The sequence below is a fragment of the Fibrobacter sp. genome (assembly GCA_012523595.1).
In the GTDB taxonomy this organism is placed as follows: domain Bacteria; phylum Fibrobacterota; class Chitinivibrionia; order Chitinivibrionales; family Chitinispirillaceae; genus JAAYIG01.
Genome location: JAAYIG010000188.1, coordinates 1 through 26626 on the forward strand (window position 1 = coordinate 1; position 26626 = coordinate 26626).

General features: G+C 42.4%; 21 protein-coding genes. 15 read left to right on the forward strand and 6 right to left on the reverse strand.

Going from position 1 to position 26626, the window contains the following annotated elements:
- Window positions 1–303: 303 nt before the first annotated feature.
- The gene (locus GX089_12515) at window positions 304–1422 is read right to left on the reverse strand and encodes an O-antigen ligase family protein (protein NLP03312.1); all 1119 of its coding nucleotides are present in this window, start codon (window positions 1420–1422) and stop codon (window positions 304–306) included.
- Window positions 1423–1689: 267 nt separating this feature from the next.
- A complete protein-coding gene (locus tag GX089_12520; protein NLP03313.1) occupies window positions 1690–2868 on the reverse strand; it encodes a hypothetical protein in 1179 nt (392 codons plus the stop codon).
- Window positions 2869–3001: 133 nt separating this feature from the next.
- On the opposite strand from GX089_12520, the gene GX089_12525 reads away from it, so the two are divergent.
- Both GX089_12525 and GX089_12530 read left to right on the forward strand, forming a co-directional pair.
- Window positions 3002–4597, forward strand: a complete 1596-nt coding sequence (locus tag GX089_12525) for a hypothetical protein (protein NLP03314.1) — start codon at window positions 3002–3004, stop codon at window positions 4595–4597.
- Between the two features lie 11 nt (window positions 4598–4608).
- A complete protein-coding gene (locus GX089_12530) occupies window positions 4609–5211 on the forward strand; it encodes an acyltransferase (protein NLP03315.1) in 603 nt (200 codons plus the stop codon).
- A 142-nt stretch (window positions 5212–5353) separates the two neighbouring features.
- Here the strand turns inward: GX089_12530 and GX089_12535 are convergent, their stop codons facing one another.
- From GX089_12535 to GX089_12545, 3 genes are all read right to left on the reverse strand, one after another.
- The gene (locus tag GX089_12535; protein NLP03316.1) at window positions 5354–5611 is read right to left on the reverse strand and encodes a hypothetical protein; all 258 of its coding nucleotides are present in this window, start codon (window positions 5609–5611) and stop codon (window positions 5354–5356) included.
- Between the two features lie 448 nt (window positions 5612–6059).
- Window positions 6060–8366 (reverse strand): RNA-binding transcriptional accessory protein, encoded by a 2307-nt coding sequence (locus GX089_12540; protein NLP03317.1) that lies wholly within the window; start codon window positions 8364–8366, stop codon window positions 6060–6062.
- Window positions 8367–8821: 455 nt separating this feature from the next.
- The gene (locus GX089_12545; GenBank protein ID NLP03318.1) at window positions 8822–9124 is read right to left on the reverse strand and encodes an MTH1187 family thiamine-binding protein; all 303 of its coding nucleotides are present in this window, start codon (window positions 9122–9124) and stop codon (window positions 8822–8824) included.
- Between the two features lie 322 nt (window positions 9125–9446).
- Here GX089_12545 and GX089_12550 point away from each other — a divergent pair, with 322 nt between their 5' ends.
- Entirely contained in the window at window positions 9447–10565 is a 1119-nt protein-coding gene (locus GX089_12550; protein ID NLP03319.1) for a CapA family protein, read from the forward strand.
- Window positions 10566–10691: 126 nt separating this feature from the next.
- Here the strand turns inward: GX089_12550 and GX089_12555 are convergent, their stop codons facing one another.
- Window positions 10692–12221 carry a Do family serine endopeptidase gene (locus GX089_12555; protein NLP03320.1) on the reverse strand — a complete coding sequence of 510 codons (1530 nt, stop codon included), beginning with the start codon at window positions 12219–12221 and terminating at the stop codon, window positions 10692–10694.
- A gap of 983 nt (window positions 12222–13204) precedes the next feature.
- Here GX089_12555 and GX089_12560 point away from each other — a divergent pair.
- The 12 genes from GX089_12560 to GX089_12615 all read left to right on the forward strand — a co-directional run bounded on the left by GX089_12560 (window position 13205) and on the right by GX089_12615 (window position 26624).
- Window positions 13205–13471: a MerR family transcriptional regulator gene (locus tag GX089_12560; protein ID NLP03321.1), complete on the forward strand. Its 267-nt coding sequence runs from the start codon at window positions 13205–13207 to the stop codon at window positions 13469–13471.
- 4 nt (window positions 13472–13475) lie between these two features.
- A complete protein-coding gene (locus GX089_12565; protein ID NLP03322.1) occupies window positions 13476–14555 on the forward strand; it encodes a hypothetical protein in 1080 nt (359 codons plus the stop codon).
- Window positions 14552–15700: a hypothetical protein gene (locus GX089_12570; GenBank protein NLP03323.1), complete on the forward strand. Its 1149-nt coding sequence runs from the start codon at window positions 14552–14554 to the stop codon at window positions 15698–15700. The genes GX089_12565 and GX089_12570 overlap by 4 nt, the downstream gene beginning before the upstream one ends.
- Before the next feature lie 24 nt (window positions 15701–15724).
- Window positions 15725–19216 carry a tetratricopeptide repeat protein gene (locus GX089_12575; protein NLP03324.1) on the forward strand — a complete coding sequence of 1164 codons (3492 nt, stop codon included), beginning with the start codon at window positions 15725–15727 and terminating at the stop codon, window positions 19214–19216.
- A 19-nt stretch (window positions 19217–19235) separates the two neighbouring features.
- Window positions 19236–22232: a tetratricopeptide repeat protein gene (locus tag GX089_12580; GenBank protein ID NLP03325.1), complete on the forward strand. Its 2997-nt coding sequence runs from the start codon at window positions 19236–19238 to the stop codon at window positions 22230–22232.
- The gene (locus GX089_12585) at window positions 22229–22519 is read left to right on the forward strand and encodes a hypothetical protein (protein ID NLP03326.1); all 291 of its coding nucleotides are present in this window, start codon (window positions 22229–22231) and stop codon (window positions 22517–22519) included. The genes GX089_12580 and GX089_12585 overlap by 4 nt, the downstream gene beginning before the upstream one ends.
- A gap of 145 nt (window positions 22520–22664) precedes the next feature.
- Complete coding sequence (locus GX089_12590) at window positions 22665–23297, forward strand: MotA/TolQ/ExbB proton channel family protein (GenBank protein ID NLP03327.1); 633 nt, start codon at window positions 22665–22667, stop codon at window positions 23295–23297.
- Window positions 23298–23310: 13 nt separating this feature from the next.
- The gene (locus GX089_12595) at window positions 23311–23817 is read left to right on the forward strand and encodes a hypothetical protein (protein NLP03328.1); all 507 of its coding nucleotides are present in this window, start codon (window positions 23311–23313) and stop codon (window positions 23815–23817) included.
- A complete protein-coding gene (locus tag GX089_12600; GenBank protein NLP03329.1) occupies window positions 23814–24140 on the forward strand; it encodes an STAS domain-containing protein in 327 nt (108 codons plus the stop codon). The genes GX089_12595 and GX089_12600 overlap by 4 nt, the downstream gene beginning before the upstream one ends.
- Complete coding sequence (locus GX089_12605) at window positions 24137–24655, forward strand: biopolymer transporter ExbD (protein ID NLP03330.1); 519 nt, start codon at window positions 24137–24139, stop codon at window positions 24653–24655. Before GX089_12600 ends, GX089_12605 begins: the two co-directional genes overlap by 4 nt.
- Window positions 24656–24658: 3 nt before the next feature.
- Entirely contained in the window at window positions 24659–25699 is a 1041-nt protein-coding gene (locus GX089_12610; GenBank protein NLP03331.1) for an energy transducer TonB, read from the forward strand.
- Between the two features lie 31 nt (window positions 25700–25730).
- Window positions 25731–26624 carry a hypothetical protein gene (locus GX089_12615; protein ID NLP03332.1) on the forward strand — a complete coding sequence of 298 codons (894 nt, stop codon included), beginning with the start codon at window positions 25731–25733 and terminating at the stop codon, window positions 26622–26624.
- Window positions 26625–26626 lie beyond the last annotated feature (2 nt).

Below are 26626 nucleotides of genomic sequence, written 5' to 3' on the forward strand. Positions count from 1 at the left end.
AATTCTCACCCTTTCTGTTGAAGCCTGCAGAAAGAATGAATTTATTTTAGGGATCGTCTAAACAGGGTGGCTGGTTTTGGGCTTCAAAAAGTGCCCATTTCTGGCCGGTTTTAACTGCCCGCTAACATTTTATAGCTGGTTGAAACGTCCTGTAAGCACTCGAAAGAAGAACATTTAAAAGAGATCTTTACTTTCATCTGGGGAATCTTAAAATGTATCCCAGTGTTAATCTATGATAAAAAACACCCGGAAATGTCTGATGCACCTGTAAAAGGATACGATATTCCTGACCAACATTTCCAATTATAATGCCAAAGCCAGAAAAATCATTTGTAACATCCAGAAATTGCCGAAAACCGGCTGAAACCAGAACGTCTCCTGCGTCATTCCACTAAAGAGAAGTGCTATAGTAATAAAGAAGTAAATCTGGGCAAAAAGGTCTTTCTTCATTTTACTAAGCTGATAAAGTTGTACTCCAAATACTGCCAGAAAAAGCAGTAGACCAACTATACCAAGCTCAATCGCTGCATGCAGTAAATTATTATGTGCTCCCGTAGTAAACCGACCGATTTCTAAATAATGATCATACTTTATAGTAGTGAAACTACCCATTCCTGAACCGATAATCTTTTCAGGAATTGACGAGTTTAAAAAATGTTTTACAGCACCTCTCCAGATCAGTAATCTTCCGATTGAACTACGATCCAGTGTTCCAGTATCGCTGGCAGAAAAGGTTGCATTTTTAATACTCATTATTTCCGGCATGAAAATAACACTTATGAGCAAAATGCAGATGATGACACCTGCGGTTATTCTTTTTGACACTTTCCAGGAATAGAAGAAGATGAAGAACGCAATTGATACTATGACACCAAGCAATGTACTGCGAGATCTGGAAATTATGAGTGTGTAAATCGAGGCAAAGGTATATATTGCATAAATTATTCTAAACAACCAGGTATTAGCCGATGCTGATTTGTATATTCCAAATCCAATTGACAATACCATTACATTTCCAAGCATTCCGTGGTGTATATAAGTCCCCCTGTCTGGATTAACATCAAAAAACAGAGGACCAATCAAAGCATAAAGCATTTCCACCACTGAAAAAGCAATAAAGAGGATTATCAATTGTTCACGTTTGGCTCTCCAGTATTCCTGTGAGAAAAAGTAGTAAACAACAATCATCAGTATCAGATTTATGATATACCAGAATGATGTTGCTATGATCTCAAATTCATAGCGATGAATATTAGAGATAAAAGTGAAGACAGCCCAACAGAGAAACACAAGAAAAATCTTAAACACGCTGGTATTTTCTGATGAAAGTAAATTCCCGGGCGGACTTGTTCTCTTGTCAAGAGAGTAGGAAAACAATCCGGTCAGGAGTAATAATGATGCAACATCAGAAGCATCAATCAATATATATCCTTTACTCCAGACTGGAACACCGACAAAAAAAGAAGATACAAAAAGAACAAGAATTGAAACCTGCTGATTAAGGAAGAAAATACCCAGGAAAATCAAAAGCAAAGGTATTGAGAGGAAAAAGAGCTTAGCATTAATAAATGCAAAAAAAACAGACAAAAGGGTTATCAGACTGAAAGAAAATGTTATAACATTTTCTTTCAGATAATCTCTTAATGTAGCATAACCTGGTACAATTCCATTTGGGAAAAGCATACAAAACTATTTTTTTGACTCACTGAGAGTAGATAAAACTCCTCTATACAGATTAGAGCTTTTAAATCTGAGCTTATAAAGCTCAATCAGAATAAGAAAACACAATATAAAAAACATATAAATGCCGGTTATTGTCACCATTACATGCAGTCTCTTTGGCCTTGCTTTATATTCCGGTATATAAGAAGGATCGATGATTATCAATGATGATATGTCTCTTGACTCTTGCATTTTTGCCTGCTCTAATTCCTTCGATATCAATAAAATCAATGCATTTTGAACTTCTATATCCCGTATCAGGTTTGTATATTTGGGCAAAAGTTTGGAAGAAAAACTTAAACTTGGAATTACATCCTTAACAGTTGTTGTTTCAAGTTCATTTAGTTTGTTTTTATACACCGATTCTGTTTTTTTCAAATCCATTATTGCCGGTGTTGATTGGGAGAAACCCTTCTGAAGTGCCTTGAGCTTCAGTTCATTAAATAAAGCTGCTGATTTTATTTCGGCATAATTCTTCAATGAGAGTTTAATCTGCTCCGAAATATCGTATGCTTTATTCTCTATTTGAAAATTGTAAAGAACAGATTGAAGACTATCAAGTTTCAGCTTGTTAAGATTAAGCTGATCTTCAATAAACATTCTATTCCTGCGGGCACGGTCAATACTGATACTGCGTACAGCAGAATCAAGCAGCCCAAAAGTAAAATCAGCCATCATTTGAGCCGAATCAGGAGATGTGTGATAAGCAATGATTTTACATGAGAGTATTTTTGAAATACCAATAGCCCCTTTTTCCTGCACTTGAAAAAAAACATTTTTATTAAGTCTCTGAACTGCCAGCTCAAATTTGTTTTTGCTTTTTAAGAGTTTATAGTTTTTATAGAGCCGGAAATGATCAATAATCCTTCTTTTTATTGCTTTGCTTGCAAAAATTGATTCCAACTGGTCTGCACTGAGCTCAGCAGAAGACATCGATGGAAGTGACACGTTTAGAAGTGACGAAAGATTCTCTGTATCATTTGCCGGAGGCAAAAAGGAAATCTGGGCACTGTATTCTTTTTTTTGTACAAAAAAAGCATAAGCCCAGGAAACGAGCAAGATCAGCAGAAGATTTAGTAAGATAATTTTCCGTTTCCGGATAAGGACCAGCAGATATGGTGTATAATCGATTTTGTGATCATCCATCACTATTGTTCCTTGAAAAATGCAGGGTTTTCACAAGAATTCAAAAAAAGTTCCTATATACAATGAAAAGTGGAGTAATTCTGAGAAAAGTATTATTTTTTATAGTTCTAAATGTTACCATAAAGGAGAAAGCTTGTTTTCCCGTAAAAATTGGTTTTTACTACTGATTTGCTCTACTCTTTCGGCTCAGGTTATACCTGAAAATATAATTCAAACTATCCCTAATCTCAAAAAAGAGAAGAACAACTCTGACTATCCCAGGAATAATTACTCTCTCCAATCTTCTTTGATCCATAACTCACGACCAATTGCCGATAACTCTATCGATGAAGAGAGCTATTACATAGGTGGCGGTGACCACTTCAGTATATCCCTGATCGATTTTCCCTCACATTCCTATGAGGGAAAAGTGAATCAGAACAACGATTTACATATTCCCGAAATAGGTGTTATCAAGTTAGGACGGATAACACTATCAAAGGCAAAAGATGTTATTACCAGGTATTTCCAGGAAAAAGTGAAGAAAAATACAAACGTTTATGTTTCCTTGATCAACATCAAAGAATCTACAGTGTACATTAATGGAATGGTTAGTTCTCCTGGAAGGTATGTTCTCCCCGGCACAATGCGCCTGCTTGATGCTTTGAAATGCGCTAATGAAGAACAGCTCCCCCCTCTAAATGACTGTGATTATCGGGATGTTAAAAGCTCTTCCCGAGACACTACTAACAGCTATGACTTGCTAAAATATATCCTTTCCGGAGATCTTTCACAAAACCCTTACATATATCCAGGTGATAATATTACCCTTAATCTTGCTTCCAATAAAGTTTATCTTACAGGGGCTGTTAAGAGCATTATTTCAGGTTCAATCCCCGTGAAACCTAATGAAACAGTAGGCAGTTTTTTGTCCAATTTCAAACTTGATGCAGCGGCAGATTCCGGAAAGATAATACTGCAAACAAGTGAGGATGGGGTCCGAAAAGCTCTTAATCTTAAATTACCTGATGATTCTGAAATTCAGTTAAAAGATCGGGATCTGATTATTATTCCTAACAAGGAGAATTACGCTGATATTGCCATCGTTTCAGTTTCTGGTGAAGCCGTCCGACCAGGAGCATATCCAATATCTAAACGGTCTTCAACGGTAAAAGAAATATTAAACTATGCCGGTGGAAACAACCAGTTTGGGGATCTTTCCAGGGCTGTTGTAATCAGAAGGGGAAAAATCATACCTAAAGAACTCTCTCTCTCTTCTAACAACCATGATTTAAGAATAAACGCCACGAGACCAGAAATTAACTCTTCAATATCTTTAATGAACATGTCTAATGATTTTGCTATTATTCCAATCACGGATGATAATGACATCTATCTGGAACCAGGTGACGAGATTTATATCCCAAGAATAGAAAATTTTGTTTATGTAAGCGGGGCTGTTAAGAGGCCAGGTGGTTATGAGTATAAGAAAGGAAAACCTCTAAAGTACTATATCGAGCAGGCTGGTGGATTTGATAAAAAAGCTGATAAAGCAAATATTACTGTGGTAACAAGATACTCGGATATTTTACAGATAACCGATGGTAAAAATATTCAGGAAGGTAATATAATAGTCGTTCCTATTTCACAGCAGAATAAAGTTTTTTCCAGTATTATTCTCCCTGTAATACAGGCTGTTGCAACAACAATCGGAATGTTATTGGCAATATATGCAACAGTCAAGGAATAGATGACCCATTTATGGAAACAACAATTCCGGATCAGCATCGTGAAATTCCCGTTTCATTTTTCAAGAGAGTAAGAACATCAGTCTCATCATTTGCATACTTTCTAAAGCTGTATACCGCAACTTGTATTGGAAATATACCCTCTCATTTTATCAGAAAGTCCTTTTACCGGCATGTACTTGGAATTAAGGTACCTGATGATTCTATAATTTACTGGAAAGCCAGATTCTTTGGACCATCCGGAATAAGTATCGGCCATAATACCATAATTGGAAATGATGCATTTCTGGATGGACGAGGAGGTCTTTCAATTGGAAACAATGTCAATATAGCCGGAGAAGTACGCATTTACACAATGGAGCATGATATTAATTCAGATTCATTTGCAATTACCAGTGGCCAAGTTATCATTGAAGATTATGTCTATATCGCCAGCCGTGTTACAATAATGCCTGGCGTTTGCATCGGAGAGGGTGCAGTTGTTGCTTCTGGCGCAGTGGTGACCAAAGATGTGGAGCCCTGGACACTGGTTGGAGGAGTTCCAGCAAAACCTATTAAAAAAAGGCCTGTAGTCCGTTACGTGCTAGACACTAAAACCAAAGTACTCTTCCAGTAAACATTGAAAGATTCAATAGACAGTATATTATAATACATCAATCACTGGATCTTCCACTCCGTTAATTCTCACTATGCATATTCCTGCAAATCTGACTTTATTTTTCAGAAATGAAAGCCTGATCAAATATCCATTTGCAGTTCTAAACCGCAGGGTCGAAATCTGCCAGAAGTTTACCACTGAGTGAATAGATCCTTATTCTGTTGATCTTTCCATTCTTTGGCAGCTTTATGAAAAGATTCCCCGCATTAAATGAACATCTTAATTTATCCACTGCAATTGTCTGATACAGTTTTGCAACTGATTGAGGCATTGAGGAATCAGGGGCATAAGAAGAATTTGTTTTTGCATAAGCTGTGGCAGTGGAATCATATCCCCTGAAAGAAGGAAATATTTTCATGCAATACTCTTCAGAAACAACACCATACTTCAATTCGATTCCGGTTTCATTTACTGCTGAGAGGCGCTCGCTGTTACCTGCCCATAATTTTACCAGTCCGGTGTCTTTAGATGCAGAATATGAAACAGCATTTGATCTTGCAGTGCTGAAAAGCTCTCCGGATACATCATATCCATTCCAGACGAAATCTTCTTTTTATCCATTTTTCTTATACTTTCAGTATTTCCGGATGCAGCAGCTTACAGATAGATAGAACAAATCTGAGCAAAGAGCAACAGAAGCGGGTGAGAATCCGCTCGAAAAATTAGAGCAGTAGAGTGTGGGGAAGACTGGTTCAGCTATCCTGAATAACTACGCAGAAAGCACAGATATTTCCACAGCCAAACCAGGTTCAAAGTCAAAGTATCAATGCAGAGATTCTTTTTTCTACAATCTCTATTCAAGGGTCTTATTTCATAATCTGCCTGATATTGAATTTCGGCTTATAAGTCTTAAGTTTTCCGCTTTCATCCCTTCCTTTGCCGAATTTTTCCTTTAATGCGTCTGTACCGGATTTAGGTGCTGGGCGTTTCTGTTCTTTTTTCCCTGCGGGAATATGAGCACCAGGTTCACCTGTTTTCATGGAAAGAGAGATCCGTTTGAGTTCAGGATCTACCTTCATCACCCGCACTTTAACCACCTGACCCACCCTCACCACTTTCTTGGGATCATCAACAAACCTGTCCGCCAGCTCTGAGATATGTACAAGCCCATCCTGGTGAACCCCGATATCCACAAATGCCCCGAAATTTGTGACATTGGTCACTGTCCCCTCGAGCATCATCCCTTCCTTGAGATCCTTAATCTCCATTACTGACTCACTGAAACGGGCATATTTAAACTCCTCACGGGGATCACGGCCCGGTTTCTCCAGTTCAGAGATAATATCCTCGATTGTAGGCAGACCAACGTCTTCAGAAATGAATTTTTTCTTATCAATAGAGCGAACCAGTTCTGCATTCCCGACTATTGCATCCAGTGTGGTGTTCATCTCAGAAGCCATTTTTTTGACCAGCTCATATCGTTCAGGATGCACTGCGGAATTATCCAGGGGGTTTTTTCCACCGGGAATGCGAAGGAAGCCGGCAGAGAGCTGGAATTTCTTTTCACCAAGTCCGGGAACCTTCAGAAGAGTATCCCTGGATGGAAAAGCTCCCTGCTGGTTGCGGTAATTGACAATGTTGGCAGCAATAAGCCGGTTCAGGCCGGATACATATTTCAGCAGTTCTTCCGAGGCCAGATTTACATCCACACCCACCCTGTTTACACAGCTTTCAACTACTTCGTCAAGAGATTCCTTCAGCCTGCTCTGATTTACATCATGCTGATACTGACCCACTCCGATTGACTTGGGATCTATCTTTACAAGTTCCGAAAGGGGATCCTGGAGACGACGTGCAATCGATATGGCACCTCTTACGGTAAGGTCAAGGTCCGGGAATTCATGTATAGCTACATCGGAGGCACTGTAAACGCTTGCACCGGACTCATTTACAACAACACTGACCGGCCTTTTCTCCGGTGGAACATCCTTGAGCACCTCGCGCACAAACTCGTCAGTTTCCCTGCTTGCGGTTCCATTTCCGATAGCTATGAGACGGATATCATATTTCTGGATATATGCAAGGACGATTGCCCGGGCCTCCTCCTTTTTATTCTGAGGCTCATGAGGGTAGATATTTGAGTGTTCAATAAATTTTCCCGTATCATCAACTACAGCCAGCTTACATCCGGTCCTGAATCCCGGATCCACCCCTATAACCGCTTTTCTTCCTGCAGGCGCAGAGAGCAGCAGTGCCTCGAGGTTTTCTCCAAATACCTTGATCGCCTCTGCCTCGGCTCTTTCCCTGATCTCCTTGCGTACTTCGGTTTCTGTTGCCGGAAGAAGAAGCCTGTTTAAGCTGTCAATTACCACGTTTTTAAGCGTTTCCACTGCAGCACTCTCAGGAAAACGGATCAACTTTGAATTCAGATAGTTGATTGCCGCACTCTCCTGGAGTTCAAGATAGAGTCTGAGGACTTTTTCGCGTTCTCCTCTTAACATGGCCAGGACACGGTGTGAGGGGAGAGTACTCACCTTTTCCTTGAAATTATAATACATTTCAAATTTTGTCTTCTGTCCTTCAAACTCCTTCTTTACTTCACTGACGAGCAGTCCCTGTTCAAACGCCAGCTCACGCATCCATTTCCTTGTTTCTGCATCATCAGAAAGCTCTTCTGCCAGGATATCACACGCGCCCTGAAGCGCTTTCTGCGGAGAGTCGATCTCTTTTTCCGGATTGAGAAATTCAGCGGCTTTAAGAAGAAGATCACAAGCAGGATCCTCAAGTTCAGCAAGCCATCTTGCTAGTGGCTCCAAACCGGCATCTTTGGCCTTTGTAGCACGGGTAGAGCGTTTAGGTTTGTATGGGAGGTAAAGATCTTCCAGTTCGGTTTTGCTCAGAGTTTCATTGATCTTCTTTTCCAGTTCAGGTGTCAATTTACCCTGAGATTTTATGCTTTCCAGTATTGTTGTTCTTCTCTCATCGAGTTCTTTATAGTAAGTGTACTTATGAAGCAGATCACGTACCTGTATTTCATCGAGGGAACCTGTTTTCTCTTTACGGTAACGTGCGATGAAAGGAACTGTTGCCCCCTCATCAAAAAGAGCAAGGGTGTTTTCTACCTGAAAGGGTTTGAATTCAAAATCTTTAATCAGTTGTTCGGTAATATTCATGTAGTAGTCCTCCAATGGTGATCGGAAAAGATAATACAGGAGCCGGGGAGTGGCAATATTAAGCTGAATTAATCAGGGATCTCCTCTCCAATTAAAGGAAGCTTTCAGATCTAATGGAAACATCAGGACAGGGTTCATGTTTTTACTGGAATAATACGAAAGCGAAAGTGTGCTGTTTTTGAAAAAAAAAAGAGAGGAGATCACAAAATAACTTTACTCAGGTGAATTGGACCAGAAGAGAAAGCAGATTCTACTAACAAAAAGACTGGTCACCTGCTCTCGCTACTCAGCTTTTGCCATGTTCCTGTTTGTATCTGAATTATCCAGGTATAAAACCTGAATAATTCAGATCAATTGTGTTCCGGTAAATGGACCCAACCGATACTGATTTTGGTTCCGGAAACAAGGTATTGAGACTACCTGTAAATTAACCGGACACTGCTGATTTCAAAATGTTAATGGTTAAGAGTAAAACCTACCTTGTTCTCAAGGGATTTGATATTCTGAGTCAATTTGTTGGTTTCCCCTCTTTCATCTTCGATTATGATAGAGGTTATCAGATGAGGAGACTGTTCACGAATTTTATTATGGCAGACTTTTATGACATTCATCACCTCATCCCACTCTCCCTCCATACAGGTTCCAGTGGGTGTAATCTTGTAGGGAATTTTACTCTCATGGATGATTTTCAGGACACCAGCCAGTGCATTGCTTAAATGAAGGTCGCCCAGAGGATAAATGGAGAGTTCGAATAACATAGATGCTCCTTTTTTACAGTGGAATTTTTGGTTGTTTTGTTTAAAAGCAATTTTTGTTCCCACCTTGAGCTGATTGTTAAGTCACTAATTCATCTCTTAGGTGAATAAATGAATGAGACGAGTTACTGACTATTTTTTACTATAAGAAATCCTGTCTCAAGAACTCAAAACCCTGGATGCCTGTTTTCACAGGCTTGATGTCCAAAGGCAACACTGATCACCAACAAAAACGCCTCGGTTCAAGACCAATTTACGAAAGTTTCAGAATACTATCTGGTATAACGATTGCAAGTCTTTTCCACATTCGTTTTGGAGGCCTCAGATGGGTAGTTTAAGACTATTTCTTTGCGGAGACGTGATGACCGGAAGGGGCATCGATCAGGCACTCCCTCATCCATTACCACCCCGAATTTATGAGCCATACATCAGAAATTCAATCGATTACCTGAGACTGGCAGAATCAGTAAACGGAAACATCCCCTCTCCTGTCGATTATTCCTACATCTGGGGTGATGCTCTGGAATTAATTAGAGATCCATCCATCAATTTCCGCCTTATCAATCTGGAAACAAGTATTACTCATAATGAGAACTACTGGAAATATAAGGGTATAAACTACAGAATGAACCCGGAGAACATACCCTGCCTAACGGTCGCAGGAATAAGCTGCTGCTCCCTAGCAAACAATCATGTACTTGACTGGGGATATGAGGGTCTTGAAGAGACACTCTCTGTCCTTGATAAGGCAGGGATTTCCCACACTGGAGCAGGCTGCAACCTTGCAAGTGCTCAAACCCCGGCTCTTTTCCATATTAAAAATAAAGAGAAGCGTATACTTGTTTTTGGAGTCGGATCCCAAACAAGCGGAATTCCCTTTGAATGGGCAGCAGAAAAAGACAGAGCAGGTATAAACATGGTTTTCAACCTGTCAGAAGAATCAGCAGATCTTCTTGCAAACCTGATAAAGGAGAAGAAGGACTCTGGTGATATAGTAATCATCTCCATTCACTGGGGAAGCAACTGGGGATATGAGATTAACCCCTTATACAGACAATTTGCGCATGATCTTATAGACAAAACCGGAGCCACGGTAATTCACGGACATTCCTCACATCATCCCAGAGGAGTTGAGATATATAAAGGAAGTCTTATTCTTTACGGCTGTGGTGATTTCATCAATGATTACGAGGGAATATCGGACTTTGAGGAGTTCAGGAGCGATCTCACTTTCATGTACCTTATTGATATAGGAGAATCGGGCCATTTGAACTCATGCAGAATGATACCTTTTAAAATGCAGAAATTCCGATTGAATCACGTTCAGGAAGAGGATATCGAATGGCTGCAAAGGTTATACCGAAGCGCCAACCACATTGAGGGGACTGAGGTGGTATTGAAAGAGAAGAGTTTTTTGGTGCAGTCGGTATCAAACCAGGGTTAAAAAATGTTCTCAGTGTGGATGCCTCTTTTTAAAAATGATATCTGTACTTAAAGATTCGATACCGATGCCGATTCCGATACCGGCCCCGATGAGCGAAACAAACAGTAGTGGATAGATAAACGGTGTTCAGCTACCGGCCTTGAAGGACACAAAAAAGGTTTCCCTTCTTCGCATCACAAGGAGCATCACTGAGTCATCGGGTTTTAGTTTTGCCACTATTTGCCTGAACTGTTCTACAGAATTAATATCTTTAAAATTTTCACTTCTTATTTTGATCTCCTGAATCAGATCCCCCCTGATCAAGAGTGCCCGCTCATCCGACAATGATTGTTGCACGCCTATAACCACAATCCCGTTCTCATCCTGAGGAATGTTAAGCTGTTGACGGATTTCAGGAGTGAGATTTGTAAGCTCGAGTCCCAGAAATGCCTCTTTTTTTTCAGACTGCTGCCGTGATTGCTTTGGAGGCTTAACAGTCCCTGTCGATTTTCTCTCGGCAATTGTGATCTTCAGTTTTACCTCTTTTCCACCCCTCATAACTGTCAGTGGTACAGTTTGGCCGGGTCTGAAAGATGCCACAATATTTCGCAAACCATTGCCGCTCTCCACCTCTTTGCCATTTATGGTTAAAACCACATCTCCCCTTTTTAAACCCGCCTTATCAGCCGGTTCTCCTTTTACGACATCGGAAACCAGGGCTCCCCGGGTGCTCTTCAACCCAAGTGCATCAGCGGCAGATTCATTAAGATCCTGAATATTGACACCGATATATCCTCTGGTAACAGTACCTGTGCGTATCAGGTCTTGAGCATCTTTTGCTGCGGTGTTGATCGGGATTGCAAAACCGACCCCGGCAAAAGCTCCCGATGGGGTAATAATCATTGTGTTAATGCCGACCAGTTCCCCCCGTACATTCACAAGCGCACCACCGGAATTTCCAGGATTGATCGCGGCATCAGTCTGGATAAAATCCTGATACATCTCTGATCCTTCAATTTTACGATTCAGTGCTGAAACTATCCCCAGGGTAACCGAAGAGGTGAAGCTAAATGGGTTTCCAACCGCAACCACAATATCTCCAGGTTTCAGGGAATCACTGTTGCCTATAAAGGCTACAGGTAAATTGTTTACCTTTTCGTTCAATTTGATAACAGCCACATCAGCCAGGGAATCAGCACCAATCACCCGTGCATAAAAATTCCTCCCGTCAGACAGAAGAACCCGGATTTCTGCAGCACCCTGCACGACATGGTAATTAGTGAGAATATAGCCATCAGAGGAGATAATCACTCCAGAGCCAAGCCCCTGCTGCCTGTATTCCCGCCTCTCTACCGGCGGAGCCCTTCCCGGAGAACCGAAGAAGTAATCAGAAGGAGTTGCGGATGATGTGTCTTTGAAGAAAAAGGGGTTTCTGAAAAATTCCACAGTATCTATAGTAGTAGGAATTACCGAAACTACAGTAGGGATTGTCTTCTCTGCAATCTCCCCGAAGATTTTATTGAGGGGGCCGGGATCGGAGATATTGGGAGAAGTTTTTGCACCAAGCTTTGGAGAATCCTTTCCGTGCTGCCCGAAAGAGGAGCAGTGATTACCTATAAACAGGGGTAATGCTGCTATGAGGAAATAAACCAGTGCCATATTAAGTTTTGAAATCATCTTAACTCCGAAAGCAAAGTGATGCGTATTTAAACCATTCAGCAGGTGTTTTTATAAATGAGCAATTAGCATTCCACCAATCCAAACCCAGTCCTGAACTGTGTTTTTTTTGATTAAATGATCGGAGTGATTTCGGAATGCAGATGACAGGGTGAAATCAATTGACATAATCATCACGTTTCTGCATATACCGGGAAGAGCGGCATGATAAAGGTTCTTTGCCTTTAGAGGATGATTCAGAGTCAGGAAACAACGAAAGTCGTAAGTCTGGTTTTATCTATTAATCATATTTTTTTTGGGGGGTAGATATCAGGAAACGGGAAGAAAACTCGAGATGAGGGCTGTAATGTCCCTAATTCTCCTCTGGGGTGAATCTATGAATCAGTGAGGCTCCCATTTAACAGATTAAGTCACTATTTCACCTCTGAGGTAAAACAGAGATCCAAAAAAAAAAGCAATTTTCGTTCCCTGCAAAACAACACCAGAAAAACGATACTGTTTTTTCTTTATCCACCCCAGCAGCAAGTCGATTCCATTTTTACATAAACTCTACTTCATCTGTACCTCTGCACATTCCTACCCTTCCAAACTTTGGACAATATGATTCTCTATCTTTCGACGGGGGTTGGCCCTCTTCAACATAACACTTCGCAAAGACAAGTGGTCACAGGCCACTTTTTTTCTTCATAATCTCTGTAGATAAAAGACTCAATTCCGATTCCGATACCGACCCCGAAAAGGGAAGGGACCCAAAATCCCCCCGAAGAGAGCCACAAAAACATTGACATTAGTAGAAACAGCGGTATAATTAAAACAGGGTTAATGATCAGGTTAATGACAGGGTTTAAGGATATTTTAATTGCAGAAAAATCAAGGAGTTAGACAATGACACAATCCAATGTATATATAAAAGCATTAACATACAATATATTGTGTATCAGCAGACGTTTTCTTTTATTAACAAAAGTAAAGGAGCGGCATTGATGTCACAGTACCTGACCAGCGGGCAAGTGGCTAAAAAACTCCGTATCTCTCTGTCCACTCTCAAGCGATGGCTTGAGGACCCGGAACTGAATATCTCAAACCAGAGAAACTGTAACGGTTGGAGACTCTTTACTCTGGAAGATCTCGAGTCACTGCGGGAGTTTAAACGGCAGTTAAGAAAAAGCGGAAAACGGTTTAATGAGACAACACTGCTTCCGGTGGTGATAAGCGGAACGAAAAACTTGCAAAAAGAAATGAGCAGGTAACCCTATGTTTCGCTCTTACTCCTCTCCCCTGCTTATTCTTCTCTGTTGCAGTCTCCTGTCATGGGGTCAGACTGTGAAGAGGGGAAGAAACGAGGGTACATTCAACATCCCATCTTCCAATGTAGCCGGAAACGGCAACATCACGGCTGGTGCTTTGTTGTCGGGAGGATACGGAGAAAACGGATTCAGAGCTGATCCCTCGTTCAATGCAGCAGTTGGAATATCCGAAATTATGCAGCTTAGCAGCCGGGCATCTTTCACCAATTTTCAAGGACTCGGTTCAATTGATTGTCGTCTTCAGATAACAACTCCGGGAAATAACAATTTAAGGTTTTTCGGAATGAGTCTCAATGGAGATCTTTACCTCTCCACTACAAAGGATACCCTTATCGGGTCTGCAGAGGAAGGCAAACCTGATTACAATTTTTATATCAGGCCTTCGGCGATCATCGATCTGGACTGGATTGCGTTGTTCAATAGATTTCCCCTTAAAAGCTATGTGTCTTTCAGCATGGCAGATGATCCTGACATACTCTATCTCTATGAGCAGCTTTCCTTCAAAGCCGGGCTTGAATGGAAGATGTATCAGCACAGTATCATTCTCGATGCGGGGCTTGGCCTTTACAAAGAAAAAAAGAACAAAGCCTTTACTGCTGGTGACAAGAATTTTGAGCAGAAAACCTTCTGGGTAGAACCGGGCATAAGGTACAGGATCTTAAACAGGATGAGCATCCTAAGTTCCGTTCGTGCACTTGTTTTCCAGAGTGTCAAACGGGTGAGACCGCTTCCTGCAAAGTACGTTGATGTATCATTTGCACTTGAGGTTCCTCTTCTTTACAGAGAGACAAATACAGAAGCGATCCGGACAATGATTTTTGTCGAGAGAGTAAAGGAAAAGAGCAAAGATTTCGTAGCAAGAAACATAGAGCAGCAGAAATCAATCAGGCCCGAATTTGAGATAACCTTTGATGAGCTGAAAGCTGATCTCCCTGATGCGGCTCAGGAAAAAGAGCAGCTCCAGAGACGTGAGGAAATACATCAGAGAATGCAGGAAATTGAAAGTCTTCTGGAGGAACTCGAATGAGATTCACGCACGGCATAATAATGTTTATCCTTCTGGGCTTCAGCCTGATTCCATGCCTTTCTGCTGAAAGCAATCAGAAGCGGAACAGGGGAGAAGCGTTTTACAAGCTTCTTAATTCCAATACATCGGGGCCGGGCAATATCTGGATAACCTTCACAGGTGTAGGTTTTGTATGGGATGACACACCTTCCAGGGATGATCCGGTAGTAGCCAGAGAGCAGAAATGGTTCTCGAATTTCTATGCATTCCCGGAGATCCGTGCCCAGGCCGGAATCGGAGAATTTATGACATTTATACTTGAATCAAGAATGCTCTCCTACAAATTCAGGTTTGGCAACCTGGTCGCCGGGGCAAAGTTTACAATTCCCAACAACAAGGAATTACGCCTCCATGGCTTCGGTCTTGACATCAGATTCGTTCGCCAGTTTTTCGAATCCAATCCTACCCTGGGAGGCTGCATTGGTTTCATGCCCGAGGGATTTGTAGTGGAAGGGACGAGCATGGATGCCAAATTTCTTTACGAGTTAGATCTTCTCCCCAGGATAAGCAAACTGCCGCTGAGAGGGTTGATAAATGCCGGAGCGCGTATTCCATTAAGATCCGACCGTCTTGAGTGTTTCCAGTATCTTTTTGATTCAGGGATAATTTACAGCGGCTACGGTTTCGATTTTTTTCTGATATATTCTATCGAAGCTTTCAACAATCTGACAAAACCACTGATTGTCAGCCAGAAAGACGGAAGAAAATTCGCTGTCTTCTTTTCTGAAAATCCAATGTATCTGACTCTGGGCGGAAATGTGAGATATGATAACGGAATTGTGCTCTCTCTTGCCTTTCCTCTACTTCTGAGCAGGAACAAGTATTCTATCATGAGTAGAGAGGATGGTGAACGGCTTGACGATGGTTATTATCCGGAAGAATTAAAATACGGAGTCACTGATCCTTTCGATCCCTGGTTTACCAAATGGAAACTCGCCGCATCAATTTCTTTTCCTCTCCGGTACAAGATGACAGGTGCGGAGATGATGAGAAGTTTTCTCATAATGAAAAACCGTAGACAGAATAAGTGGATGGATATAGATAACCGTCTTAAGGGCGCAGATCAGGAACAGGATAAGAAAGCTGCCCCGAAAAGGAAAGATTAACGGCTGATAAGCCCGGTGGAAGGTATGAAAAAGACAGTCTATAAACTCTTGAGAAGAGGCGCACTCATGACAGGAATTATTCTTGTCTTGTGCCCGGACTGTCTATTTGCCGCCAGGTCAAAAGATGAAAGCGACGAGTGGCGAATCAGGGAAAACCTGACAACAAGACTTGGATCGGAATGGTATAAGATCGGAGTTCTTTCCAGAGAACTGTCGGCTATTGCCGATGTGCTTGCTGAGATCCGGGACCTTGGCCTCTTCCCTCCTGAGTTGACCGGTCTTAATGAAGAGAGCATGAGTCAGCTTAACACACGTGCCATGGAAATCGAGAAGAAATATGCTTCTCTTCTTTCAGAGGTGGAAGCATTCAAGCCCCCTCTTAACGATGCTATAGAGATACTGCGTGAGATGGTCGTTGGGGAGCCTGTAGAGAGCATGTTTGAAACACTTGAAAAGGGTGATATGAAACGGATCACCCAGATGCTCGATGTCAAGCACAATATTGACAGCCTTTGGAACAAAAGCGATTCCCTGCTCAACTTTGTAATGAGGAAGCTTGGACTCGGTTTCAAGAAAGAAAGCAGCAACGGACCAATTGAGGAGGAGTTTTTCGAGATTCTTAAAGCCAATCTCGGATTACAATCTGAGCAGTATTATCAGAAGCTCAATTATATCAAAGATCATCTTGCGTCAAAAAGCAGCAAAGACGATCTGTTTAAAATGTACCAGGTTGAGAAAGACAGAATTCACAAATATCTTCAGGAGAACAAATTAAACCTTGCTCATCAAAAGCTTGTCATCCTTTTAAAGCGTTTTGAATCCGGGATGAATGTGGATGAATTATATAAACTGCTGGCCCGGGTTCATTTTCTTAAAGGTGAATACAATGATGTGCTTTCCATAATGGTCAAATTTCCTGAAAGTGAGCAGACATCAAAAACCTTATACAGAATGCAGTGTCTTTACGCATTGAGAGATTACGAGAGACTCTGGAGTGAGGGAAATTCCATAGATTTCTCCGGCCTTAAGGGCAGCAGGAAGAATCTTCTGTTATGGATTGTGCTGGAGAGTGGTCTAGCACTCCAAAAACAGGATAATTTTCTCAAGCTGGCATCACTGGTTGACAAGACTGCATCATATTCGCTTCATGTGATGCATGCTCTTGCCCGTTCCTACCTTCAGATTGGCGATAAGGCAACAGCACTTTCAATTATGGAAAGTACCTTAAAGTACAAAGTTAACTCACCTGAGGATGCTTTTGCTTTCCGTGAAATCAATCTTGCTGTAGCACAACTTTATTATGAAATAGGCAATTATAAAAAGGCACTCTCTCTTTTTTACAACATTTTAAACGACAAGAAAGATTTTGACCGGGCCATGTTCGGTATTCTCTGGTGCTATATCCGACTGGGCCAGGATGACAAAGCTGAGACTGCTCTTCGCAAACTGATAAACCAGGCACCGGAATCACCTCTTGGAGCAGAGGGAATTCTAATTTTAGCTGAGAAGAATCTCTATAAAGCCGGATATGACTGGAAAAAAATCGTTTACCTCAAAAAAGAGGAACAGCGTCTAATGCAGATGCTTGAGAAGATTTCCAGAAAAGAGGTTGTAGAAAAATCTAAAGAAAACGCCCAGAAGTACGCCTATGCCCGTCGGGAACTGACCACTCTTTTAGGCAGACTTCATCAGGAGAAATGGCCGGATTACAAATCTATCAATGAATCCTACAAAAAAGTTGAGAGGATTTGTAACCTGTTAAGCAAACATTACAAAACCGGTTCTTTTCAGGAGAAAGCATTTTCTCCCGATCGTGAACGCCTGCTTCATTATCTCGATTCTCTTATACTGGAAGCAAAGGGTAAACATTCGGAGGCGGTCGGCAGTCCGATGCTGTCCAATGCCAGGCAGATCCGTAACCGTATAAAGAATATTGTTGATAAATCTGCTGTTTTCTCTACAGTGGCCGCGATTGATAAATTTAACTGGGAAAAAGAGTATATCGACTGGGAGAAAGCCCTTGTAAAGCAGAGAGAGCTTAAGCTGGGCGAGATGATTGCTGAAACATCTGATTCCACACTCAAAAAGAGCTACATGGAGGAGAAGCAGATTTGTTCATCCAGAATTGATTCTCTTCTGGTTAAAGAGGACAGTATTTCCAGAATGCATTTCAGTAAACTTACTGAAGAGCTTCCTGCCATTTTAAGCACCCGTCTGGACAGTGCTGATGAATCCTATTTCAGGTATCAGCTTGGTGAACTCTATTATGCCGAAGAGAACAAGAAGTATACAGCGGATTATGAGAGATATGAAAAGGATCTTGCGGAATATAACAGTAAACTTGATGAATACAGGGAAGGGAAGCTTCTTAAGCCCCCTGTGGCTCCCGATCAACCCAGGTTGAATCATGACAGGAGTATCGAGCAGTTCAGAGCTGTTATCAATGGATATCAGAAATCGGAATTTATTCCCTCAGCCTATTACAGTCTGGCCTGGTGTTTTAATGACTTATCAATGCTTGACAGCGCTCTTTATTATATGGAAAACCTTGCTGCACTTTATCCAACAAGCGTCCATACTCCTCAGGCCTGGATGTACTGCGGGGAGTATAATTTTGACAGAGGTGAACTTGACCAGGCCATAAAGTGTTATCAGGCAACGATGAGATATCCGGAGAGCGAATGGTTTGATGAGGCTCTGTATAAACTTGCCTGGGCCCAATATCGCCTGTCAAATCCTGAGAAGGCAATCAGTTCATTTCTGGCACTGGTAAGTCTCGGCGAATCCGGTTCGGCAAAACGGCCGGCGCTGCTGGAAAAAGAATCTATGGATTATATAGCTATCAGTTTCAGTGAAACTGACCTTACAGGCGATAAAGGTCTGCAGAGAGCTCTCTCGTTTATCAAGAAGCTGGGCGATATCAAGAAAGGCTGTCAGATCCTGCATCGTCTTGGTACTGTATACAGAGACCAGGGGCGGACAGATATGGCCAAAAAGACACTTACAACACTGCTGAAAACATATCCCAACTATGAGAAAAATCCTGTTGCTGAATCTGATTTGCTCGCAATTAAAGAACGTGAGATCGGTATCGAGGAAACCAACCGGATAAAGATAGATTTTTACAGGAAATACAATCGTAACAGCGCCTGGGCAAAATCACAGAATAATGAAGTAAAGGAACAGGCAGACAGTGTCGCTTCAAAGCAGCTTTATGAGGGAGCAATCGGATTCCATCAGTATGCGCTGCAGAAAAATGACAGCAGTATTTATTCCTCGGCACTGGAAGCATATAGTGAATTCATTTCAGCCTACCCGGAATCTCCACAGGCAAATGAGTGTCACTACAATTTCGCAGAGATCAAATTTTCATTGGGGAATTATGCGGAAGCTGCAGAAGAGTATATGGCAGTTTCCAAACGATATCCGGACAGTAAATACAGAGAAACTGCCGCATGGAACGCCATCGTGGCATCTCAGAACCTGCTGAAACAGGAAAATGCAACAACGCACTGAAAGGAATCAGCGGTAAGAAATGTTTTCCAGGATATGCTCAGTCCTGTTTTACAGAGGAATTCCCTTATTGCTATCAGGTTTTTTACTGGCTGGCTGTGTCAGCAGCGGCAGTAAAGTTTCTTCCATAAAAATACCCGATTCCAGGCAGCAGGCCGATTCTCTGTCACAGACACTGTCCGACAGTTCAAAGGCAGTATTCGAGCCTGTCGAAAACACCAAGTCCCCGGCGAGCGGCCTTTCTCCCGCTTCCGAACTTATGATTAGGGCTTGTGACAATTACATCAGCATCAATCCAAACACGTCAAAAACCGCTGAAGTTTTCACTATCAAGGCATCACTACTTTACAATAACAGAAAATTCGAGCAGAGCCGGGCTGTATACGAAGAGATAATAAGCAGATTTCCCGAGAGTCCAAACGCGCTGGATGCCACAAAGATGATAGCTCAGGCCTATTATGAAGAGAAAATGTTCGACAAGGCTCAGGAATGGTACAAAAAGCTGAGCAGTGTTGCTGTTGACGGTGTAGACAAACAGGAAGCATTGACCAGAATCGCCGAGTCGATATTCAGGATGGCAGAGAGCTTCGAGGAACAGAGTCGTTTCAAGGATGCGGCGACACAGTATGAGCGTGTAGCTCTTGAATATCCCGAATCCAAAATAGCCGACATCGCCCTGTTTAATTCAGGGTTGAGTTACGAGAAGCAGGCAGAATGGTCTCATGCTATTCTGGTTTTTCAGCGGTTACTTCAAAAATACAGTAATTCAGAACTTCTCCCTAAATCTCAGTTCCGAATTGCGAAATGCTATGAAAAACTGCTTCAATGGGATCTTGCAGCGGAAGCTTACCTGAAAGTCACTGCCAACTATCCGAAATCTGAACTTGCTTCTGTTTCCCTGTATAATGCGGCTTTCTGTTTTGAAAATGGAGGAAAGCTGAAGGAGGCAGGAGCGGCATTTGAGAAAATGGCCCAGGTTTTTCCTCAGTCCGAGGACGCAGCGGATGTGCTTTTCAGGGCTGGTGAGATTTATGGAAAAATCAAGGACTGGGCAAGTGTCGCCAGAGTCAATCAGATGTTTTCCGAGAGATTCGGTAATGATGAAAACAGGGTTGTGCAGGCTCTTTGCATGACCGGAATCGCCTTTTACATGCAAAACAGGGAAAAGGAAGCTGTAATTCAACTGGAAAAAGCGATTTCAACGTTCGCGAAACTTAAAAACCCCAGTACCATGAATCAGTTTTATGCCGCCAAAGCCATGTTTACTATTGGAGAAATCAGGCATACTGAAATGAATAATATTTCACTCAGCAGCGCTCGACAACTTTATAAGAAGCAGCTCGGAGAAAAATCCGATCTGCTTGACAAAGCGCTTGAGTGCTATACCCGGGTTATAAAGTTCAATATCTCCGAGTGGACAACCCGCTCGATTTTCCAGATTGGACAGGTCTACGAGGACTTTGCTCTTGGGATATTCAAACAGGAGCGTCCCTCTTTCGGATCAATTGAGGAAAGGATAGCCCTTGAGCTGGGTATAGCACAGGCAATCGAGAACTATTTCATCGATAAAGCCGTGCATTATCACGAGCAGAATGTCAAGCTTGGCATAAAAGAGAAGATAGAAGACAAATATGTCATGCAATCCCGTGATAAATTGACATATCTTCCATATGCCGCCGGGGAGAACTATCTATCACTTGTAGAGATCGCCCGAAGCACCGGAGAGAAAGGACGGCTTGAGGGTTTCGCACTAATAGCCCGTAAGCTTCAGATGCTTCAGAAGATCGCTCCATTTCAGGAAAAAGCAATCGATCTGTTCCTCAAGTGTCTCGAACTTGGCAGTACTTATCAGGAGTTCAGTGAATATTATAAAAAAGCCAGTAGCAGCATAACCGGAGTATCCTTTGTTGTTGGAGAAACTTACAGTGATGTTGTCAATATAGCCAGAGATGCTCCTATCCCGGGAAATTTCGATGCATACGAGCGATTTATCTACCAGACCAAGCTTCTTAAGCAGATCGAGGGATATGAGGATCAGGCTTTGACAAATTACCTTAAGGCTGTTAAAATCGCAGAAGCCTATAAACTGGACGATCCCAGTGTCAGGGATTCTCAAAACAGCATCGCAAAACTGCTCTTTAACAAGGCCCGGTGCATGGATCTTCTGTGTGAAACAGCTTTCAAACGCCCGCCGTTTCCCGCCGGTATAAGCGAGGCTGAAAAAGAGGAATACAAAGTGAGATTCGAGGAGATCGGACTTAAATTCCAGGAACAGGCATTTGAAATATACAAAACAATCCTCAATTTTACATCTCAGAAATATGCTGCTGGCGATTATGTCACACATGCTTATGTCAGACTTTTCCAGAATTTCCCTGAAGAATATGGTTCAAAGGAAGATCAACTGGTCCAGTCCTCGATCAGTTCAGGATCACAATGGAGATGTACTTCTGATTCTTTAAAAAACTGGCAGGGATTCGACACCTCTGATTCCACCTGGGCAAAAGCCCAGAAAGCTTTTTTCAGTGAAAAGCCATTGGTTACAGGTTTTCCCGGTAACAACGCTCCTCTTCCGATGTGGCTTGGTTCAGGTAATCCCGAGGACAGCGTGAATTACAAGCCCTTTAAAGAGGTGTTTTTCAGAAGGTCCTTTACTATCGCAGAAACCCCGCACTCCGCCACTCTCTATTTGTCATCAGGAGGACCGGTCGAGGTTTATTTTAATGGTGATTTACTGGCCCGCGATACCTCATTAACACTTGCTGCCAAAGCGCTTTCCTGGGATCTGATGGGGAAAATCAGGAAAGGCAAAAATGTCATTGCAATCAGAGCAATAAGCAGGGATGAAACCAGCAATGGAGTATTCCCTTTACTTTTGATGTCAGTTGGAACAAAAGTTTCTCTTCCCAAACCACCAGGTTTCAATAAACCGCTCGCTGCGGAAGAGGTCAGGGAGGATGTATATAAATTCCCGTCGATAAAGAATTTCAGCCCGGAACAGAAAGAGGTAAAGTTATGATAAAGCCGGCCCTCTTTTTTCTCGTTCTCATTTGTGCAATTTGCAGCTATGGATCTCCTGGTGCTCCAGATACAGAATCTGACAGTGTTGAAGAACAGGGATACAGAATCGAGCAGCCCGGTACGATCACTTTTACTGTAGGTGTGAAAATAAAAGGTAAAGTTGAGAAACCCCAGGTGATGATTTTTCTTCCAAAAGAAAAGACAGTGTACAGGGAAATAAAATTTGAGAGATCATTTCTTGAGGACCTGGCGGACCCGCTGCCGTTTACGCCTATAATAGAATAGGCAGAAATGGAGAAGTGTTGACATATCCAGCAGGTGAATGATAGACTCAATGTTCAGGCATATCCATGGGAATTACCATTTCAGGGTATTTTTCAGCGCAGAAAAAGAAGCCAATGACTGTTTATTAATATAAGGAGGAGAAAGAATGGAAGCGATAGCCCGATGGTTTCAGGAGGGTGGAGTATGGATGTATCCTATCGCGGCTGTTTCGGCATTTGCGTTTGCAGTTGTGCTGGAGAGACTTTACTTTTATTACATTCACTGCCGTATCGACGCCAAAGCTCTTCTGACACAGATTACCCGTCTTGTGCGTAACGGTGAGATTGAGCAAGCCAGACAGATCTGCGCTAAAACAAAGACTCCGCTTTCTGCAATTCTGGAGTCTGCTCTCTGGCATTATCAGCAACAGGAGCCTGATCAGGAGATTCAGAACGCAGTGGATGAAGTTGCTTTAAGAGAACTGCCCCGCATCCAGCGCAGAACTCATTATCTTTCCCTTTTCGCAAACATTTCCACTCTGTTGGGTCTTCTGGGTACAATTTTCGGTCTTCAGCAGGCATTTGGTGCACTTGCGGCAGCAGATCCCTCACAAAAAGCTGTAGTACTTGCAAAAGGTATCGCGATCGCTATGAACACAACGGCATTGGGACTGATTGTAGCGATTCCATGTATGATTATGTATTCGATAATGGGTTCCAAATCAAACACCATTATCGAGGAGATCGATGAGAGTTCAGTCCGGCTTTTAAACTTCCTTTTCGCCCAGCGCAGATCCTGATCCCGGGGGTGCTATGGCTGACATAGATGTTGACAAGATTATGGACAAAGCTTTTCCTGCCACAAAGAGAGCCAACAAGTCGGTCAGTAAAGAGATAGAACTGGTTGATCTGGATGTGACACCGGTGATGAATCTTTTTATGGTGCTTATCCCTTTTCTTGTTTCCATGGCAGTATTCACTCATATCGCAGTAATAGATTTCTCTCTGCCGCCCGCACAGGGTACAGCAGGCGAGGCAACAGAATCCAAGGAACTGGATATCTCCATAGTGGTTACAAACGAAGGATTCAGGATAGTGGGTACCGGCAAGAAACTGGATCAGGTCCCCAGAGTTCAGGGGCAGTATCAGTTTGAACAGTTAAGGGTTCTCCTTAAAGCAATCAAGTTCCAGTACCCGTCACAGAAAAGTGTTGTACTTGTTCTGGAGTCAGAAGTTCTATATGATGACATAATCAAGTTCATGGATGTATGTCGTGAATCACAATTTCCTGACATCGGCTTATCAGGAGATGTAGGATGAGTATAAGACTCAAAATAAAAAAATTCAGATCCACTCCTGTGCTGGAGATAAACGGTGAAATCACAGGAGAAAATGTGGGTAAGATCACAAAGAAGCTTGAGAATCTGAGAAAGGCAGAATCTGAGAAAATAGTGGTAGATCTGAGCAAGACGACATTTATAGACAGCCATGGATTGGGTGCATTTGTGTATCTCTGGCGGCTGCTTGAGGAGCAGAAGAGGGAATTGGTTTTTTTAAATCCGCAGGGATTCATCAGGAGCTTATTTACCGGTACAAATCTGGACAAGATATTCAGGGTAGTCGATTCAGAAGAGGCAATATGAGTTTTCCTGCATCAAAATCCTCCCTCAAACGCTTGCGCAAAACGAGGGGAAAAGGACAGATAAAGGCTTTCAAACCCCAGCTTACATCTCTGGTTGATGTGATGACTATTCTTCTAATCTACCTTCTCCAGAGTTTCTCTTCAGAAGGCGAGATCATCACCATATCCAAAGAGCTGGATCTTCCTGAATCCAGCGCACAGAAAAAACCCGAACTGAGAGTTACTTTAATTGTCAATAATAAGTACATACTTGCTGAAGATCAGAAGGTAGCAGATGTTCCTGAAGTGCTTGAATCCGATGAACTGATTATTCCCGGCCTTTACAGTTGGCTTGGGAACCGGAGGGCGGCGACTGAAAAGATCGGGCAGTACTCCAGTAAAACCAAATTCAAGGGTGAGATTACGATTCAGGGTGATAAAAAGATCCGTTTCCGCCTCATAAAGAAAATTATGTACACCTGCGGACAGCAGGAGTTCAATAATTTTTCTCTAGCTGTAAGGAAACGAGGAGAATAAGTGGTGAGTAATACCGATAACGCTTTTATTGCCGGAAGCAGCGGCAGGTTTATTATTGACAACCGCTCTTTGAGGCAATTGCGTGGCACACCTTGGAGAAAAATCGATCTTCGTTTTTTCCTTTTAGCACTTTTGTCTATTCTAATCCATTCCGCCCTGATTTACTACACAAACAAGATAGAGGTAAAGAAGGTGGAAGTAGTAATCGAGGAGATACCTGAGCGTTTCGCACGCCTGATAATTGAGAAACCCATCCCAAAAACAGAGAAAAAAGCCACAGGAACTGCTGCAGGTCCCGCAGAAACGAAGGTCGAGACAGAGCAGAAGTCCTCTGAGGTCAAATCTTCTGCGCCTGTCAGTCGTGCACAGGCTCAGAAATCTGTTCAGGCAAGGACAGCACGGGTAGAGGAAAAGATCCGGACTGTTGGAGTTCTGGGGATGCTTACAGGTGTGGGCACAACTGCCAAAGGGCCCTCGGTTGTTGATGTACTCGGCTCGATGAAAGACCGGAAGGAAAAATTCACCGATCTTGATGCCGCTCTGGCCAACATGAGCGGACTTCAGAAGACACAGGAGGTTGACGTCCTCAACCGGAAACTGGTGAAAAGTAAGGACCTGGTTGTTTCCCACAGACAGGAAATAGACGATCTGATCGCAAATGTCGGTGGTGCCAAAACAATGGAGCTGGCAAAAAAAGGTGAATTTCTGATCCAGCGGCCTGAAAGTATCGAGGGAGCCGCATCATCGGATGCCAAGAGAGATTCTGACGTGATAAACTCCGTAGTGGCATCTCATAAAACAAGTATCAGGATGAGCTATGAAAAGTATCTCAAGCGTGATCCTTCTCTATCAGGAAAAATAACTGTCAGGTTCACCATTTCAGCATCAGGAAGTGTTACGATGGTCAAAGTACTGGAGAACACAACCGGAAATACCGAGCTTGAGAACGAAATAATGAGAAAAATAAAAATGTGGCAGTTTGAACCGATTGCTGAGGGAGATGTTACGGTCTCCTATCCATTCGTGTTTATGACTGCCGGTTAAATAAAAGCGGGATCTACCCTGCGAGGCTTTGATGCTTAAGATATTCAGAGCAATAGTGTTTCTGGCAATTATCAATCTTCCGTTGTACGGAGCGATTATCAGGGCCGGCCACGTAATTAACATTCAGGTGATGTCCAACCCTGAGTTTTCCGGACAGTACATTGTGAATGAAAACGGTACAATTGAGTACCCTCTGCTAGCCGATCAGATCATAACAAACATAACCACATCCGAACTGATGAATGAACTTACTTTGAGACTCGCACGACATATAGACAACCCTCTTGTTCTGGTATCAATTGTCGAGAAACCGGAAATTACTCTTACAGTTCTGGGGCAGGTTCTAAACCCAGGTCCGGTGAAGGCTATTCAGGGGGCTACCATACAGGAAGCAATAAAGCTTGCTGGTGGAGCGCTGGAGAAAGCTGATCTGTCCCGTGTTAAAATTGTCCACAAGGGCAATCCCAGCTCCGAGGAAGTTTATGATTTGTTAAAATTCATGGAGGAGGGAGAACTGGAAACCATGCCCAAGCTGGAAAACGAGGACATGGTGGTAGTCCTTGCCCAGGAGCGATCAAAGAAAGTCAAGGTTATCGGTTCGGTTCAGAAGCCCGGGCTATTTGATCTTGAAGAAAAAATGAATGTGTTCGAAGTGATTTATCTTGCCGGAGGGCCGGTAGAGAAGGCGGATTTGACAAAAGTAAGGAGAATCTCCCATCACGAAAACTCAAAGGCCGTTGAGGAGGTCCTCGATATTCAATCTTATATCGATAAGGGGCAGATGGAACAGATACCTGCTGTTTACGAAGGTGATATCATAATTGTCTATTCCAAATGGTATGACTGGAAGACAATACTTTCGATTTTGAACAATACACTGCTTTTTATTGTTACGATTCAGACCTTTGCCAATCTTTTTAAATAGAT

What these genes read in the sequence shown, in the direction of transcription:
- GX089_12520 (NLP03313.1), bottom strand. Translation starts at nt 2,868, where the DNA reads ATGGATGATCACAAAATCGATTATACACCATATCTGCTGGTCCTTATC.
- GX089_12530 (NLP03315.1), top strand. Translation starts at nt 4,609, where the DNA reads ATGGAAACAACAATTCCGGATCAGCATCGTGAAATTCCCGTTTCATTT.
- GX089_12535 (NLP03316.1), bottom strand. Translation starts at nt 5,611, where the DNA reads ATGAAAATATTTCCTTCTTTCAGGGGATATGATTCCACTGCCACAGCT.
- GX089_12540 (NLP03317.1), bottom strand. Translation starts at nt 8,366, where the DNA reads ATGAATATTACCGAACAACTGATTAAAGATTTTGAATTCAAACCCTTT.
- GX089_12545 (NLP03318.1), bottom strand. Translation starts at nt 9,124, where the DNA reads ATGTTATTCGAACTCTCCATTTATCCTCTGGGCGACCTTCATTTAAGC.
- GX089_12550 (NLP03319.1), top strand. Translation starts at nt 9,447, where the DNA reads ATGGGTAGTTTAAGACTATTTCTTTGCGGAGACGTGATGACCGGAAGG.
- GX089_12555 (NLP03320.1), bottom strand. Translation starts at nt 12,221, where the DNA reads ATGATTTCAAAACTTAATATGGCACTGGTTTATTTCCTCATAGCAGCA.
- GX089_12560 (NLP03321.1), top strand. Translation starts at nt 13,205, where the DNA reads ATGTCACAGTACCTGACCAGCGGGCAAGTGGCTAAAAAACTCCGTATC.
- GX089_12565 (NLP03322.1), top strand. Translation starts at nt 13,476, where the DNA reads ATGTTTCGCTCTTACTCCTCTCCCCTGCTTATTCTTCTCTGTTGCAGT.
- GX089_12570 (NLP03323.1), top strand. Translation starts at nt 14,552, where the DNA reads ATGAGATTCACGCACGGCATAATAATGTTTATCCTTCTGGGCTTCAGC.
- GX089_12575 (NLP03324.1), top strand. Translation starts at nt 15,725, where the DNA reads ATGAAAAAGACAGTCTATAAACTCTTGAGAAGAGGCGCACTCATGACA.
- GX089_12580 (NLP03325.1), top strand. Translation starts at nt 19,236, where the DNA reads ATGTTTTCCAGGATATGCTCAGTCCTGTTTTACAGAGGAATTCCCTTA.
- GX089_12585 (NLP03326.1), top strand. Translation starts at nt 22,229, where the DNA reads ATGATAAAGCCGGCCCTCTTTTTTCTCGTTCTCATTTGTGCAATTTGC.
- GX089_12590 (NLP03327.1), top strand. Translation starts at nt 22,665, where the DNA reads ATGGAAGCGATAGCCCGATGGTTTCAGGAGGGTGGAGTATGGATGTAT.
- GX089_12595 (NLP03328.1), top strand. Translation starts at nt 23,311, where the DNA reads ATGGCTGACATAGATGTTGACAAGATTATGGACAAAGCTTTTCCTGCC.
- GX089_12600 (NLP03329.1), top strand. Translation starts at nt 23,814, where the DNA reads ATGAGTATAAGACTCAAAATAAAAAAATTCAGATCCACTCCTGTGCTG.
- GX089_12605 (NLP03330.1), top strand. Translation starts at nt 24,137, where the DNA reads ATGAGTTTTCCTGCATCAAAATCCTCCCTCAAACGCTTGCGCAAAACG.
- GX089_12615 (NLP03332.1), top strand. Translation starts at nt 25,731, where the DNA reads ATGCTTAAGATATTCAGAGCAATAGTGTTTCTGGCAATTATCAATCTT.